Origin of the sequence: Streptomyces sp. NPDC096323, assembly GCF_040302845.1 — a bacterium.
In the GTDB taxonomy this organism is placed as follows: Bacteria; Actinomycetota; Actinomycetes; order Streptomycetales; family Streptomycetaceae; genus Streptomyces.
On the sequence record NZ_JBEOSI010000002.1, the window covers coordinates 710,578 to 724,119 of the forward strand.

Sequence of the window (13,542 nt, forward strand, 5' to 3'; positions counted from 1 at the left end):
GCGGGCGGGCGGCGAGCCCCGACCGTACAGGCGGCACGGGGAAAACGTCTCGCGCCGGGTCGGTGGTTCCGTGAGGGTGGAGCCATGACGGGCAGGGAGACGGGCGGGACGAGCGGGTACGGCCGGGCGGCTGTGGATGACCCCCGCCCCGTCACGGACAATGGGCGCGTGCGCTACGGCATCCTCGGTACCACCCAGGCACTTCGCGACGACGGCACGGCCGTCGCCCTCGGCGGGGCGCGGCTGCGCGCCCTGCTCGCCGTGCTCGCGCTGCGCGCCGGCCGGACGGTGCCCGTCGCGGTGCTCGTCGACGAGGTCTGGGACGGCGACCCGCCCGCCGACGCGCCCGGAGCCCTGCAGGCACTCGTGGGCCGGCTCCGGCGGGCGCTCGGCCATGCGGCGGTCGCCTCGGCGGACAGCGGCTACCGGCTGGCCGCCGAACCGGACAGCGTCGACCTGTACCGCTTCGAACGCCTCGCGGCGGACGGGGCGCGCGCCCTGGAGGCCGGCGATCCGGCGAAGGCCCTGAGCGTCCTCGACGACGCGCTCGGCCTCTGGCGGGGACCGGCGCTGGCCGACCTCCCCGACCGGCACGCCGTCGCCGCCCGCTGGAGCGCCCGCCGCCTCGACGCCCGCCGGACCCGGCTCACCGCGGCGCTCGCGCTCGGCCGGGCCGACGAGGTGCTGCCGGAGCTCGCGGCCCTCTGCGACGAGCACCCCATCGACGAACCGCTGCAGGCGCTGCGGCTGCGGGCCCTGCGCGACGCCGGACGCGCGGCGCAGGCGCTGGCCGCGTACGACGAGGTGCGCACCGTGCTCGCCGACCGGCTCGGCACCGACCCGGGGCCCGAGCTGGCCGCGCTGCACGCCGAGCTGCTCCGCCAGGAACCGGCCCGGCCGGCTTCCCGCCCTTCTGCCCCGGCCCTCCCGGCCGCCCCGCAGGGCAACCTCCGGGCCAGGCTCACCAGTTTCGTCGGACGCGAACACGACATCGACGCCCTGCGCGGCGACCTCTCCCGGGCCCGGCTCGTCACCCTGCTCGGGCCCGGCGGGGCAGGCAAGACCCGCCTCTCGCAGGAGGCCGCGGAGTCCTTCGACCCCGCGTCCTGGCCGGACGGCGTCTGGCTGGCCGAACTCGCGCCGGTCGACGACCCCGAGACGGTGCCCGAAGCGGTCCTCGGCGCACTCGGCGCCCGCGAGACAGTGCTGCGCGGCGCCGGTGCCGAGGAGCTCCGCGCCGCCGAGCGCAGTGCGGGCGACCGGGGCGCGGGTGAACCGCTCTCCCGGCTCACCGAACACTGCTCCCGGCGCCGCATGCTTCTGCTCCTGGACAACTGCGAGCATGTGATCGAGGCCGCCGCGGCCCTCGCCGACCATCTGCTGGCCCGCTGCCCCGGCCTCACCGTCCTCGCGACCAGCCGCGAACCCCTCGGCGTACCCGGCGAGTTCGTCCGGCCCGTCGAGCCGCTGCCGGATCCCACGGCACTGCGCCTGCTGGCCGAGCGCGGCGCCGCCGCCCTGCCGGGGTTCCGCGTCGACGCGGACGAGGCGACGGCGGCCGCCGCCGCCGAGATCTGCCGTCGTCTGGACGGTCTGCCGCTCGCCATCGAACTCGCCGCCGCCCGGCTGCGGATGCTCGGCCCGCAGCAGATCGCCGACCGGCTCGACGACCGGTTCCGGTTGCTGACCAGCGGCAGCCGCACCGTCCTCCCGCGCCAGCAGACCCTGCGGGCCGTCGTCGACTGGTCCTGGGACCTCCTCGCCGAGGACGAACGCACCACCCTGCGCCGGCTGTCCGTGTTCGCGGGCGGCTGCACCCTCGAAGCGGCCGAGGCGGTCTGCGCGGACGGGCCGCGCCACGCGCGGGACGTGGCCGGGCTGCTCGGCTCCCTCGTCGACAAGTCCCTGGTCGTCGCCGCACCGGCGGCGGACGGCCAGATGCGCTACCGCCTCCTGGAGACCGTCGGTGAGTACGCGACGCAGCGGCTCGACGAGGCGGGGGAGCGGGACGCCGTCGAACGCCGGCATCTTGTGCACTTCCGGGAGCTGGCCCGTACCACCGACCCCCTGCTCCGCGGCGCCGGACAGCGCGCCGCCATCGAGCTCTTCCAGCGCGAGTACGAGAACCTGCGCACCGCGCTGCGGCATGCCGTCGCCGCCCGCGACGAGCAGGAGTCCCTGTGCCTGGTGATCTCGCTCTCCTGGTACTGGCAGATCCGCAACCTGCGCGGCGACGCCCTGCACTGGGCCGACGCCGCGGCGGCCCTCGGGCCCGACCCGTTCGCCCCGCCCGTGCAACCCGCGCCCTCGATCCACGAACGCTGCACCGACGCGCCCCCGCCCATGGGACCCGAACTGCTCCAGGAGGCGCGGCGCCAAGTGGGACTCGTCCAACTGGTCAGCATGGACCACGCGATGGACGAGTGGACGAACGAGGCCAGCATGGTGCGGCTTCGGGGGGTCGCCTCCGTCTACCGGGCCGGCCAGCCGCAGACCTGCCGGAGTCCCGCGTCGCTCTGGTTCTTCGCCGTCATGCTGACCGGGGGTGTCGCGGACCTGCGGCACCTGCTGGACGAAACGGTGCGCGCCGCAAGGGATTTCGGCTTCGAGTGGGAGCTCGCCGCGGCGCTCCAGATGCGTGCCAACGTGCTGGCCAACCGCCCCGACTGGGCGGGCGGCGCCTATGTGGACGCAGTCGAGAGCCTGGAGATCTTCAGCCGTCTCGGTGACGACTGGGGCATGGCCGAGGCGCTGTCCTCACGCGGCGAGGCGAGCGAGAAGAGGGGCGACTACCGCCAGGCGGCCGAGGACTACCAGGCCGCGATCGGCTGCGCGGAGAAGCTCGGCGCCCTGGCCCAGGTATCGGTGCTCCGCACTCGGTACGCCTCCGCTCTCACCGAACTCGGCCGTGGAGCCGAGGCCGAGGTGATTTTGCGCCAGGTGATCGCCGACGAGCGGCATGCGGGGCACGAGGCGCGGCCGGCGGCCCGGCTCTTCCTGGCCCTGTGGCTGGGCCGCTGCGGCCGGACCGCGGAGGCGCGCGAGCAGTTCTCCGAACTGCTCGAAGAGTTCAGGTCGCAGACCATGGCGATCTTCGAGGGCTTCGTCCTGGGCGGCCTGGCCTGGCTGGACAACCAGGACGAGAACTACGCGGACGCCCTGGACCGCGGCCGGCAGGCCCTGCTGCGCCTGGGCGATCCGTTGACGCAGATGGTGGCGCCGCAGATGCCGGTGATCCATCTGGTCACCCTGGCCTGGGCGCTGGGCGGGCTCGGCGCGGCGCCCGGCGCGCAGCTCGGCGCCCGGCTGCTGGCCGCAGGCCGGGCGCTGCTGCCGGAGGGGCACTTCCTGACGTCGATGGAGCGGGACAACTTCGCCCGTGCCGAGGAGCTGGTGCGTGCGGCGCTCGGGGACGCCGCCTACGAGGCCGCGTACGCCGAGGGCGGCGGCCTCTGTCTGGAGGAGGCCACCGCCCTCGTGGACGCGTACCGGAACTGAGCAGGACCGAACCGCCGCTCCCGTCAGGACTTCTTGCGGAACTTCGACACCGCGAGCGGGGCCATGACCGCGGTGATGACCACGGTCCACCCCAGCGTCACCCAGACCGAGTGGGCGAGCGGGCCGCCCATCATCAGGGCGCGCGCGGCGTCGGCCAGGTTGGACAGCGGGTTGTAGTCAGTGAAGGTCTGGAGCCAGCCGGGCATCGTCTGCGTCGGGGCGAAGATCGAGGAGCCGAACTGGAGAGGCATCAGCACGAGCATCCCCATTCCCTGGACCGCCTGGGCGGTCTTCATGGTGAGTCCGAGCAGGATGAAGATCCACATGATCGCGGCGCCGAACGCGGCCGACAGGGCGATCGCCCCGATCAGCCCCAGCACCGACTCCTGCAGCTCCATGCCGAGGGCGAAGCCCATGGCCAGCAGGATGAGCGTGGCGACCATCATCCGCCCGAGCTCGACCACGATCTTCGCGATGAGCACAGAGGAACGGGCGATCGGCATCGTACGGAACCGGTCCATGACTCCCTTGCGGAAGTCGTCGTTGACACCGGAGCCGACCGCCATGGCGATGTTCATGCCCATCATCGCCATCAGGCCGGGAATCAGGTAGTTGAGGTACTCCTGCCGGCCGCCGCCCATGCTGCCGCCGACCGAGCCGCCGAAGACGTAGACGAACAGCAGGGTGAAGATCACGGGCATCAGGAGCGCGTCGAACATCGACTCCGGATCCTTCTTGATCTGGAGCAGATTGCGCCGCACCAGCGCCCCGATGTGGCGCAGGTTGTTCCGCAGCCCGATCCGGCCCTCGTCGTGGACCTTCGCGGCCGGGGCGGCCGCGGCCGCGTCGGTGGGGGTGGGCGTCAGAGTCGTCGTGCTCATGCCGCGACCTCCTCGGGGATCGTGTCGGTGACGGTGGCCTTGTCGCCGGTGATGGCGAGGAACACCTCGTCGAGGCTGGGCAGCGCGGTGGCGACGTGCGCCAGCGAGAAGCCCCGGGTGCCGAGCAGGCCGATGACGGCGGTGAGCTGCTCGTCGCTGAGGATCGGTACGTACAGCAGTCCCTCGTCCGGGACCGCCTGCGCGCCCGCCACGCCGTCGAGACCTGCCTCGCGGATCGCCTGGGCCATGGCGGCCAGCTCGGCGGGGTCGGAGGGGCGGATCTGCAGGGTGCGGCCGCCGACCTTGGCCTTCAGCTCGTCGACACCGCCGCGGGCGATGATCCTGCCCTTGTCGATGACGGTCAGCTCGTTGGCGAGCTGTTCGGCCTCTTCCATGTACTGGGTGGTGAGCAGCACGGTCGCCCCCTCCGCGACCATCCTCTGTACCTCGTCCCAGACCTCGTTGCGGGTACGGGGGTCGAGCCCCGTCGTCGGCTCGTCCAGATAGAGGACGGCCGGGCTGCCGATCATGGAGGCGGCGAGATCCAGCCGGCGGCGCATACCGCCCGAGTACTCCATCGCGGCCTTCTTCGCCGCTTCCGTGAGCGAGAAGCGCTCCAGCAGCTCGTCGGCGCGCGAGCGGGCCTTCTTGCGCGGCAGGTCGAGTAGCCGCCCGATCATGTAGAGGTTCTCCCAGCCGGAGAGCTTCTCGTCGACCGAGGCGTACTGCCCGGTCAGGCCGATGGTGCGGCGCAGCGCGCGGGGCTGCCTCACCACGTCGTAGCCCGCCACCATGGCGTGTCCGGCGTCGGGCTGGATCAGGGTGGACAGGACCCGTACGAGGGTCGTCTTGCCGGCGCCGTTGGGGCCGAGTACGCCGAGGACGGTGCCCTCGCGCACATCGAGGTCCACGCCGTCCAGAGCCTTGGTCGAGCCATAGTGCTTGACCAGCCCCCGTACCTCGACGGCGTTCGTGCCGTTCCTGGGGTTCTTGTCGATTCGCGTCATGCCCACCATCAGACCAGCCGCCACCGACAACGCACCGACAGTCCGCCGACAGCGGGCCCACATCGGAGCGACAGCCCGCCGATGGGGGAAGTCGGCGGGCTGTCGGTGGTGCGACAGTGGTCGGTCGGGTCCGGTGGCCGGCGTACCGGCGGGCTGCCTAGTGGAAGGTGTGCTCCGGCGCCGGGAAGGTGCCGCCGACGACCTCGTCCGCGTACGCCTTCGCGGCGTCGCCGAGGATCTGCCGCAGGTCGGCGTACTGCTTGGTGAAGCGCGGCACCTTGCCGCCGGTCAGACCGACCATGTCGGTGTAGACCAGCACCTGCGCGTCGGTGTCGGGACCGGCCCCGATGCCCACGGTCGGGATGTGCAGGGTGCGGGTGACCTCGGCGGCCAGTTCGGCCGGTACGAGTTCGAGGACGACGGCGAACGCGCCGGCGTCCTGCACCGCCTTGGCGTCGCGCAGCATCTGCTGGGCGGCCTCCTCGCCGCGGCCCTGCACGCGGTAGCCCATGGCGTTGACGGACTGCGGGGTCAGGCCGATGTGGGCCATCACCGGGATGCCGGCGTCGACCAGGAGCTTGATCTGCTCGTGGCTGCGCTCGCCGCCCTCCAGCTTGACGGCACCGACCCCGGACTCCTTGATCAGCCGGGTGGCGTTGCGCAGGGCCTGGACGGGGCTCTCCTGGTAGGACCCGAACGGCAGGTCGGCGACGATCAGCGCCCGCTTGGTGCCCCGGACGACAGCGGCGGACAGCATGGCGATCTCGTCCATCGTGACGGGCACGGTGGTCTCGTAGCCGAGGTGACAGTTGCCCATGGAGTCCCCGACGAGCATCACCGGGATGCCCGCCTCGTCGAAGACGGACGCGGTCATCGCGTCGTAGGCGGTGAGCATGGGCCACTTCTCGCCGCGCGCGGTGGCGGCGGCGATGTCGTGGACGGTGACGCGGCGGTTGCTCTTTCCTCCGTACAGCGCCTTGCTGCTGTCGGCGGGGGCTCCCGCGGGCGGGGTGGGGGACTGGTTGTGCGCAGCCTGAAGCGACATTGCCAACGGCTCCTTCGTCATCTCGAGGCGCCCTGACGGCGTCCCCGGACCGCTTCCATGGTGGCACCCCGGAGCCGTTCCCGGGAAGTGGGCCCGCCCACAACCGGCACCGAATCCGGTGAAACCGGGTCAGGACCGACGGAAACCTGGCCATGACTGACGCGCCCGGGCCCGGGGCGCGTGTGCCTGTTCTGTCACAGGCCGCCACAGACCCCCTGTGGCCGGAACCCGACGCACCGTTTGCGGCGTCCCCGTGGCAGAACGGCCGTCACCGACGGCAGGAAAGGCGGCGCGCATCCCCTAGGGTCGTGGGGCGCGGCGATGTGTACGGCAAGGCAGTGAGGACAGCGCAATGGTGCAGGCGTACAGGACGGACACCGGGAACGGCGGCGCGGGACCGCAGCGCACCGGATCCCGCTTCCGGGACCTGCGCTCCAGACTGACCAGGGACCCCGGCATCTGGCGGCGGGGCATCGTCCTGGCCGGCTGCTCGGTCCTGCTGACTCTCGTGATGCTCCTCCACGCACAGATCCCGAACACCATCGGCAACCTGGGCAGCCTCACCGAGACGTTCCTGCCGTGGTGCGCCGTCTTCGTCCCGCTGCTGCTGGTCCTCGGCCTGGTGCGCCGCTCGGCGACCGCGCTGGTCGCCCTGCTGCTGCCGGTCCTGGTCTGGTTCAACGTCTTCGGCGGGCTGCTCACCGACAAGTCGGGCACCGGTGGCGACCTCACCGTGGCCACCCACAACGTCAACGCGGACAACCCCGATCCCGCCGGCACCGCCCAGCAGGTCGCCGGTTCGGGCGCCGACGTCGTCGCCCTGCAGGAGCTCCCCAGCGGCAAGGTCGCGGCGTACGAGTCCGCGCTCGCCGGCCGCTTCCGGTACCACTCCGTCCAGGGGACCGTCGGCGTGTGGAGCAAGTACCCGCTCAGCGACACCCGCCCGGTGGACATCAAGATGGGCTGGGTCCGCGCCATGCGGACCACCGTCGCCACTCCCAAGGGCCCGCTCGCCGTCTACGTCGCGCACCTGCCCTCCGTACGCGTCAAGCTGCACGCCGGGTTCACCGCCAACCAGCGGGACCAGAGCGCGGACGCCCTCGGCGAGGCCATCTCCGACGAGCCGCTGGAACGGGTCGCGCTGCTCGGCGATCTCAACGGGACCATGAACGACCGCTCGCTCAACATGGTCACCTCCCAGATGCGCTCCACCCAGGGCGCGGCCGGTGACGGCTTCGGATTCAGCTGGCCCGCCTCGTTCCCCATGGCCCGGATCGACCAGATCATGGTGAAGGGCGTCGAGCCCATGTCGTCGTGGACACTTCCGGCCACGGACAGCGACCATCTCCCGATCGCCGCCCGCGTCAAACTCTGACGCAACGGCCCGTTTACCTCGAAGCACCAAACGTCTGAGAGACTTTGTTCCGAACGGGAACAAGGCCGCCGGCGAGGAAGCCGGTCCGTCACCGTGCGATCCGGCCCCGGCCGGCCGCGCCGGCGCACGTACGGCCGCGTTCCCCCCTGCCCCTCCCGCTCCCCGCAGGCCCTCCGGGCCCGGCAAGGCGCACGGGGCCCACTTCGGAAAGGTCTCTCCTCATGCCACTGGCTCTGCTCGCACTCGCTGTGAGCGCCTTCGGCATCGGTACTACGGAATTCGTGATGATGGGCCTGCTGCCCGACGTCGCGGACGATCTGGGCACCTCCGTCCCCACCGCGGGCTACCTTGTGTCGGCGTACGCGATCGGTGTGGTGGTCGGCGCCCCGCTGCTCACGGCCTTCGGCTCCCGCATCCCGCGCAAGCGGATGCTCCTGCTGCTGATGGCGCTCTTCACCCTCGGCAACCTCGCCTCCGCACTCGCCCCCACCTTCGGCTGGCTGATCGCCGGACGGCTGCTGGCCGGACTGCCTCACGGCGCGTTCTTCGGAGTCGGCGCGGTCGTCGCCACCCGGCTGGTCGCCGAGGGGCGCCGGGCGCGGGCGGTGGCGACGATGTTCCTCGGCCTGACCATCGCCAACGTCGTCGGCGTCCCCGCCGCCACCCTGCTCGGCCAGCACCTCGGCTGGCGTGCCACCTTCCTCGTGGTCGCCGCCATCGGCCTCTGCGCGATGGCCGCCCTCGCCCGCCTCGTCCCGCAGATCCCGGCCGAGGCACACCGCCACGTCCGCCACGAACTGCGGGCCCTGGGCAACCGCCAGGTCCTGCTCGGCCTGCTCACCGCGGTCTTCGGCTTCGCCGGGGTCTTCGCCGTGTACTCCTACCTCTCGGCCATGACGACCGAGGCGATGGGCTTCGGTGAATCCTCCGTGACGCTGGTCCTCGCGCTCTTCGGCATCGGCATGACCCTCGGCGCACTCGCCGCGGGCCCGCTCACGGACCGCGCGCTGCGCCCCACGCTGTACGGCTCCCTGAGCGCCCTCGCCGTCGTCCTGCTGGTCTTCCCCTTCGTCGCCCATGTGCAGTGGGCGGCCCTGGTGATGGTGGTGCTGCTGGGCGGGGTCGGCTTCATGACGACCACGCCGCTGCAGATGCTCGTCATGAACAAGGCCAAGGACGCCCCGACCCTGGCGTCCGCCTCCAACCACTCCGCCTTCAACCTGGCCAACGCGGGCGGCGCCTGGCTGGGCGGCATGTCCATCGCGGCAGGCTGGGGCTGGACCTCCCCGGCCCTGGTCGGCGCGGCCCTGACCCTCGCGGGCCTCGCGATCGCGGTCACGGCAGGCGTCCTGGACCGCGACCGCACCCCGTCGAGGATCGTCGCGCGCGCGGCGACGCCGGCCCCGCGGAGGTCCGAAGCGGACGTGCACTGAACTACGAAGCTCCGCCCGGCACGGTGGGGCCCGTGCCGGGCGCTTCGAGCCCGTCCGGCGATTGAGGACGAACCCCAGGCCGGAAGGCCCGCACAACCAAGCCCGTCCGGTGATTGAGGACAAGTGCCCTCGGCCGGACGGGCCAGAAACGCGGCGGGCCGGTACCCGGGGGAACCGCCCCCCCCGGCGTCAGCCGGACTCGCGCCAGCGGTTCGTGATCGGCAGGCGCCGGTCCTTGCCGAAGCCCTTGGGCGAGATCTTCGTGCCCGGCGGGTACTGCCGCCGCTTGTACTCCGCCGTGTCCACCATCCGCAGTGTCTTCGCCACCAGCGCCGCGTCGAACCCGGCCGCGACGATCGCGTCGAGGCCCTGGTCCCGGTCGACGTACATCTCCAGGATCCGGTCCAGTACGTCGTAGTCCGGCAGCGAGTCCGTGTCGACCTGACCGGGCCGAAGCTCCGCGCTCGGCGGCTTGGTGATGGAGGCCTCCGGGATCGGCGGCGTCTGCCCGCGTTCCTCGGCGGCCCGGTTGCGCCACTTCGCCAGGCGGAAGACCGACGACTTGTAGACGTCCTTGATCGGCCCGTACGCGCCCACGGAGTCCCCGTACAGCGTCGAGTAACCGACCGCCAGCTCCGACTTGTTGCCCGGGGCCAGGACGATCTGGCCCTCCTGGTTGGACACGGCCATCAGCATCGTGCCGCGCAGCCGCGACTGCAGGTTCTCCTCGGCGAGGCCGGTGAGCCCCAGTGACCCCATGTACGCGTCGAACATCGGCTCGATCGGTACGGTCCGGAAGTTCAGCCCGGTACGCCGCGCCAGCTCGGCCGCGTCGCCTTTGGAGTGGTCCGAGGAGTACTTCGACGGCATCGAGATGCCGTACACGTGCTGCGCGCCCAGCGCGTCGCAGGCGATCGCGGCGACCAGCGCCGAGTCGATCCCGCCGGAGAGTCCGATCAGCACACTGCTGAAGCCGTTCTTCGCCGCGTACGCCCGCAGGCCCACGACCAGCGCCGAGTACAGCTCCTCGTCGTCGTCGAGCCGGTCGGCGTAGCCTCCGGCCAGCTCCGCCTCGTACGCCGGCAGCGGCTCCTCGGAGAGGACCACGTGGTCGATCCGCAGCCCGTCGTTCACCACACCGGACGGCGCCTCGGGCGAGGCGGCCGGCAGGTCGAGGTCCAGGATCACGCTTCCCTCGGCGAACTGCGGGGCACGGGCGATCACTTCGCCGTTCGGGTCGACGACGATCGAGTCACCGTCGAAGACCAGCTCGTCCTGTCCGCCGATCATCGCGAGGTACGCGGTCGTGCAGCCTGCCTCCTGGGCCCGCTTGCGGACCAGCTCCAGCCGGGTGTCGTCCTTGTCACGCTCGTACGGAGAGGCGTTGATCGACAGCAGCAGCCCGGCCCCGGCGGCGCGTGCGGCCGGCACCCGGCCGCCGTCCTGCCAGAGGTCCTCGCAGATCGCGAGCGCCACATCGACGCCGTGCACCCGCACGACGGGCATCGAGTCGCCCGGCACGAAGTACCGGAACTCGTCGAAGACGCCGTAGTTGGGCAGGTGGTGCTTGGCGAAGTTCAGAGCGATCCCCCCGCGGTGCAGGACCGCGGCGGCGTTCCGCGGCGACCCGGCGGGCTGCCCGTACCGGGACGCGGCGGACTCGGAGCGGTCGAGGTAGCCGACGACGACCGGGAGTTCCCCGAAGCCCTCCGCGTCCAGGCGGGCGGCGAGCGCACGCAGCGCGTCCCGCGACGCCTCGACGAAGGATGACCGCAGGGCCAGGTCCTCGACGGGGTAGCCGGTCAGCGCCATCTCGGGGAACGCCACCAGGTGGGCGCCCTGTTCGGCGGAGTGCCGGGTCCAGTGGAGGATCGACTCGGTGTTCCCGGCGAGATCGCCGACGGTCGAGTCGATCTGATTCAGAGCGAGGCGTAGTTGAGGCACGCCGCCCAGTGTAATCGTCTGACTGACGCGATGTCCTGGCGGGCCGCCCGAAAAGTGGGGCGGTCCGCCAGGAGGCCGGTCAGCGGCGGTAGCCGAGGACCGTCATCATGCCCGCCTCCGCGTGGTACAGGTTGTGGCAGTGGAGCATCCACAGACCCGGGTTGTCCGCGTCGAGGTCGACGGTCAGCGTCTGCCGGGGCAGCACGATCGCGGTGTCCTTACGGGCCCCGGCCGCGCCGCCGGCCAGCGCGAAGGTGTGTCCGTGCAGATGGATGGGGTGCCACATCGCGGTCGGATTGCGGAACTCCAGCCGGACCCGCTCTCCGGCCTTCACCGGATGGCGCTGGTCGGCGGTGTACGGCTTCCGGTCGAAGGCCCAGTCGTACGCCTCCATGGACCCGGTCAGCCGCATGAGTACCGTCCGGTCGGGCTCGCGGGCGGACAGGGCCACGGAGGGGTCCGGGGACAGCCGGTCGGCCGTGACCAGTTCGCCGTCCAGCTCCTTCGGCCGTACGGAAGCGCCGGGTGCCGCGCCGCCCCCGGTCCGCAGCAGGGCCATCGCCGAGGCGTTCTTGCCTTCGGCGAGCGCGGTCAGCGGGAACACCCCGTCCCCGGCCGTGACCAGCACGTCGTACCGCTCGCCCATCGCGATCAGCAGGGCGTCCGTCGTGGTGTGCCGGACCGGGAAGCCGTCGGTGTGCGTCACCGTCATCCGGTGGCCGCCGAGTGCCACGCGGAAGGCGGTGTCGCCGCCCGCGTTGATGATCCGCAACCGGATCCGGTCGCCCGGCCGTGCGACGAAGGCGCACGGATCCTCCGGCACGCGGCCGTTGACCAGGTAGTACGGATAGTCCACATCCCCGGGGTCGCCGCCCAGCAGCTCACTGGTCGCGCCCCTCAGCATCCGAGAGGGCCCGTCGCCCTCGTCCGCCGCGGGCGACGCGGCCATCCCGTGCCCGCCGTGGCCGCCTCGGCCACCGGTGAGCTCCCGGAGCACCGAGTCGGGGGTGGAGCCGTCCACCCCGTCGACCCAGTCGTCCAGGACGAGGACCCACTCCTTGTCGTACGACAGGGGCTCCTTCGGGTCCTCCACGATCAGCGGGGCGTAGAGCCCGCGGTCCAGCTGGACGCCCGAGTGCGGGTGGAGCCAGTACGTGCCGGGGTCGGGCACCGCGAACCGGTACGCGAAGTCCGTTCCCGCCCCGATGGCCCGCTGGGTCAGCCCCGGCACCCCGTCCATGTCGTTGCGCAGGGCGAGTCCGTGCCAGTGCAGGGAGGTGGGGTCCGGCAGGTGGTTGGCGAGGGTGAGCGCGAGCGTGTCGCCCGCGGTGACCCGGATCTCCCGTCCGGGGAGCCGGTCCCCGTACGCCCACGAGCTGACGGTGAGTCCGCCGCCCAGGTCGAGCCGGGACGGGGTCGCGGTCAGGGCGACCCTGCGCTCGGGACCGGCGCCCCGCCGCTGCTCGGCCGCGGCGACCTCGGGCCCGTCGGGGGAGACGTACCCCTCCGGGACGGTGGTGGCGGAGGCGGCCGGATGATGCGCGGCGGAGGGGGACGCGGCGGCGCGGTCGGCGAGAACTCCCGTACCGGCAAGGGCGATCGAGGCGCCGAGCATGGCACGGCGAGAAAACTGAGCGGACATACCGGACAGATTACTCATGCCGGGCATGGGGGCGGTGATGGTCCGCCCCCTCCGCGCGGCGGACAGGGCGGGCCATCCGGGCCCGCCCGCGCGGCGGGGTGGCCTGCCGACTCCGCCGACGGCCGACGGCATCGTCATCCGGGCGCGTCCGCGCGGCGGGGGTGCCCGGCCGTCCGCGCGGCGGAGACGGCGGACCGTCCGCGCGGCTGGGGTGCCCGGCCGTCCGGCTGGGCAGAGAAGGTGGGCCGTCCGGTCGTACGGCGTGCCGGTCAGTGGCGGGAGTAGACCATCTCCGCCCAGCCGGCGATCTGGTCGTCCGACAGGTGCTGGGCCAGGTCGGCCTCACTGATCATGCCGATCAGCTTCTTGTTCTCGATCACGGGCAGCCGGCGGATCCGGTGGGTCTGCATCTCCTCCAGCACCTGGTCCACCCCGGCCTGCGCGTCGATCCAGCGCGGGGTGCCCTGCGCCAGGTCGCCGGCGGTCACCTTCGACGGGTCCCGGCCCGCCGCCACACACGCGACGACGATGTCGCGGTCCGTGAGGATGCCGACCATCCGGTCCTGGCCGCCGTTCTCCGAGATGGGCAGCGCCCCGACTTCGTGGTCGCGCATCATCTGGGCGGCGCGGTCGAGGGTCTCGTGCGCCGGGATCCAGGTGGCGCCGCTGTGCATGATGTCCTTGGCGGTGGTCATGAGGGATTCCTCCTGCGTGCCG

9 protein-coding genes are annotated in these 13,542 nt (G+C 72.3%); 3 read left to right on the forward strand and 6 right to left on the reverse strand.

The window, feature by feature from the left end:
- Positions 1–168: 168 nt before the first annotated feature.
- Positions 169–3,498 (forward strand): ATP-binding protein, encoded by a 3,330-nt coding sequence (locus ABTX18_RS07195; protein WP_352121728.1) that lies wholly within the window; start codon positions 169–171, stop codon positions 3,496–3,498.
- 23 nt (positions 3,499–3,521) lie between these two features.
- Here ABTX18_RS07195 and ABTX18_RS07200 read toward each other — a convergent pair whose 3' ends face one another.
- From ABTX18_RS07200 to panB, 3 genes are all read right to left on the reverse strand, one after another.
- On the reverse strand, positions 3,522–4,379 hold the full coding sequence (locus tag ABTX18_RS07200) for an ABC transporter permease (RefSeq protein ID WP_352121729.1): 858 nt from the start codon (positions 4,377–4,379) through the stop codon (positions 3,522–3,524).
- Positions 4,376–5,395, reverse strand: coding sequence for an ATP-binding cassette domain-containing protein (locus tag ABTX18_RS07205; protein WP_352121868.1), 1,020 nt, complete (start codon positions 5,393–5,395; stop codon positions 4,376–4,378). Before ABTX18_RS07205 ends, ABTX18_RS07200 begins: the two co-directional genes overlap by 4 nt.
- 148 nt (positions 5,396–5,543) lie before the next feature.
- Positions 5,544–6,431, reverse strand: a complete 888-nt coding sequence (gene panB, locus ABTX18_RS07210) for a 3-methyl-2-oxobutanoate hydroxymethyltransferase (protein WP_352121730.1) — start codon at positions 6,429–6,431, stop codon at positions 5,544–5,546.
- A gap of 352 nt (positions 6,432–6,783) precedes the next feature.
- Between panB and ABTX18_RS07215 the strand changes: the two genes are divergently transcribed.
- Both ABTX18_RS07215 and ABTX18_RS07220 read left to right on the forward strand, forming a co-directional pair.
- Positions 6,784–7,806, forward strand: a complete 1,023-nt coding sequence (locus ABTX18_RS07215) for an endonuclease/exonuclease/phosphatase family protein (RefSeq protein ID WP_352121731.1) — start codon at positions 6,784–6,786, stop codon at positions 7,804–7,806.
- A gap of 221 nt (positions 7,807–8,027) precedes the next feature.
- A complete protein-coding gene (locus ABTX18_RS07220) occupies positions 8,028–9,239 on the forward strand; it encodes an MFS transporter (RefSeq protein WP_352121732.1) in 1,212 nt (403 codons plus the stop codon).
- 189 nt (positions 9,240–9,428) lie between these two features.
- Here the strand turns inward: ABTX18_RS07220 and ABTX18_RS07225 are convergent, their stop codons facing one another.
- From ABTX18_RS07225 to ABTX18_RS07235, 3 genes are all read right to left on the reverse strand, one after another.
- Positions 9,429–11,183 (reverse strand): NAD+ synthase, encoded by a 1,755-nt coding sequence (locus ABTX18_RS07225; RefSeq protein ID WP_352121733.1) that lies wholly within the window; start codon positions 11,181–11,183, stop codon positions 9,429–9,431.
- 79 nt (positions 11,184–11,262) lie between these two features.
- Positions 11,263–12,825 carry a multicopper oxidase family protein gene (locus ABTX18_RS07230; protein WP_352121734.1) on the reverse strand — a complete coding sequence of 521 codons (1,563 nt, stop codon included), beginning with the start codon at positions 12,823–12,825 and terminating at the stop codon, positions 11,263–11,265.
- A gap of 269 nt (positions 12,826–13,094) precedes the next feature.
- A complete protein-coding gene (locus tag ABTX18_RS07235; protein WP_352121735.1) occupies positions 13,095–13,520 on the reverse strand; it encodes a CBS domain-containing protein in 426 nt (141 codons plus the stop codon).
- Positions 13,521–13,542: the final 22 nt, after the last annotated feature.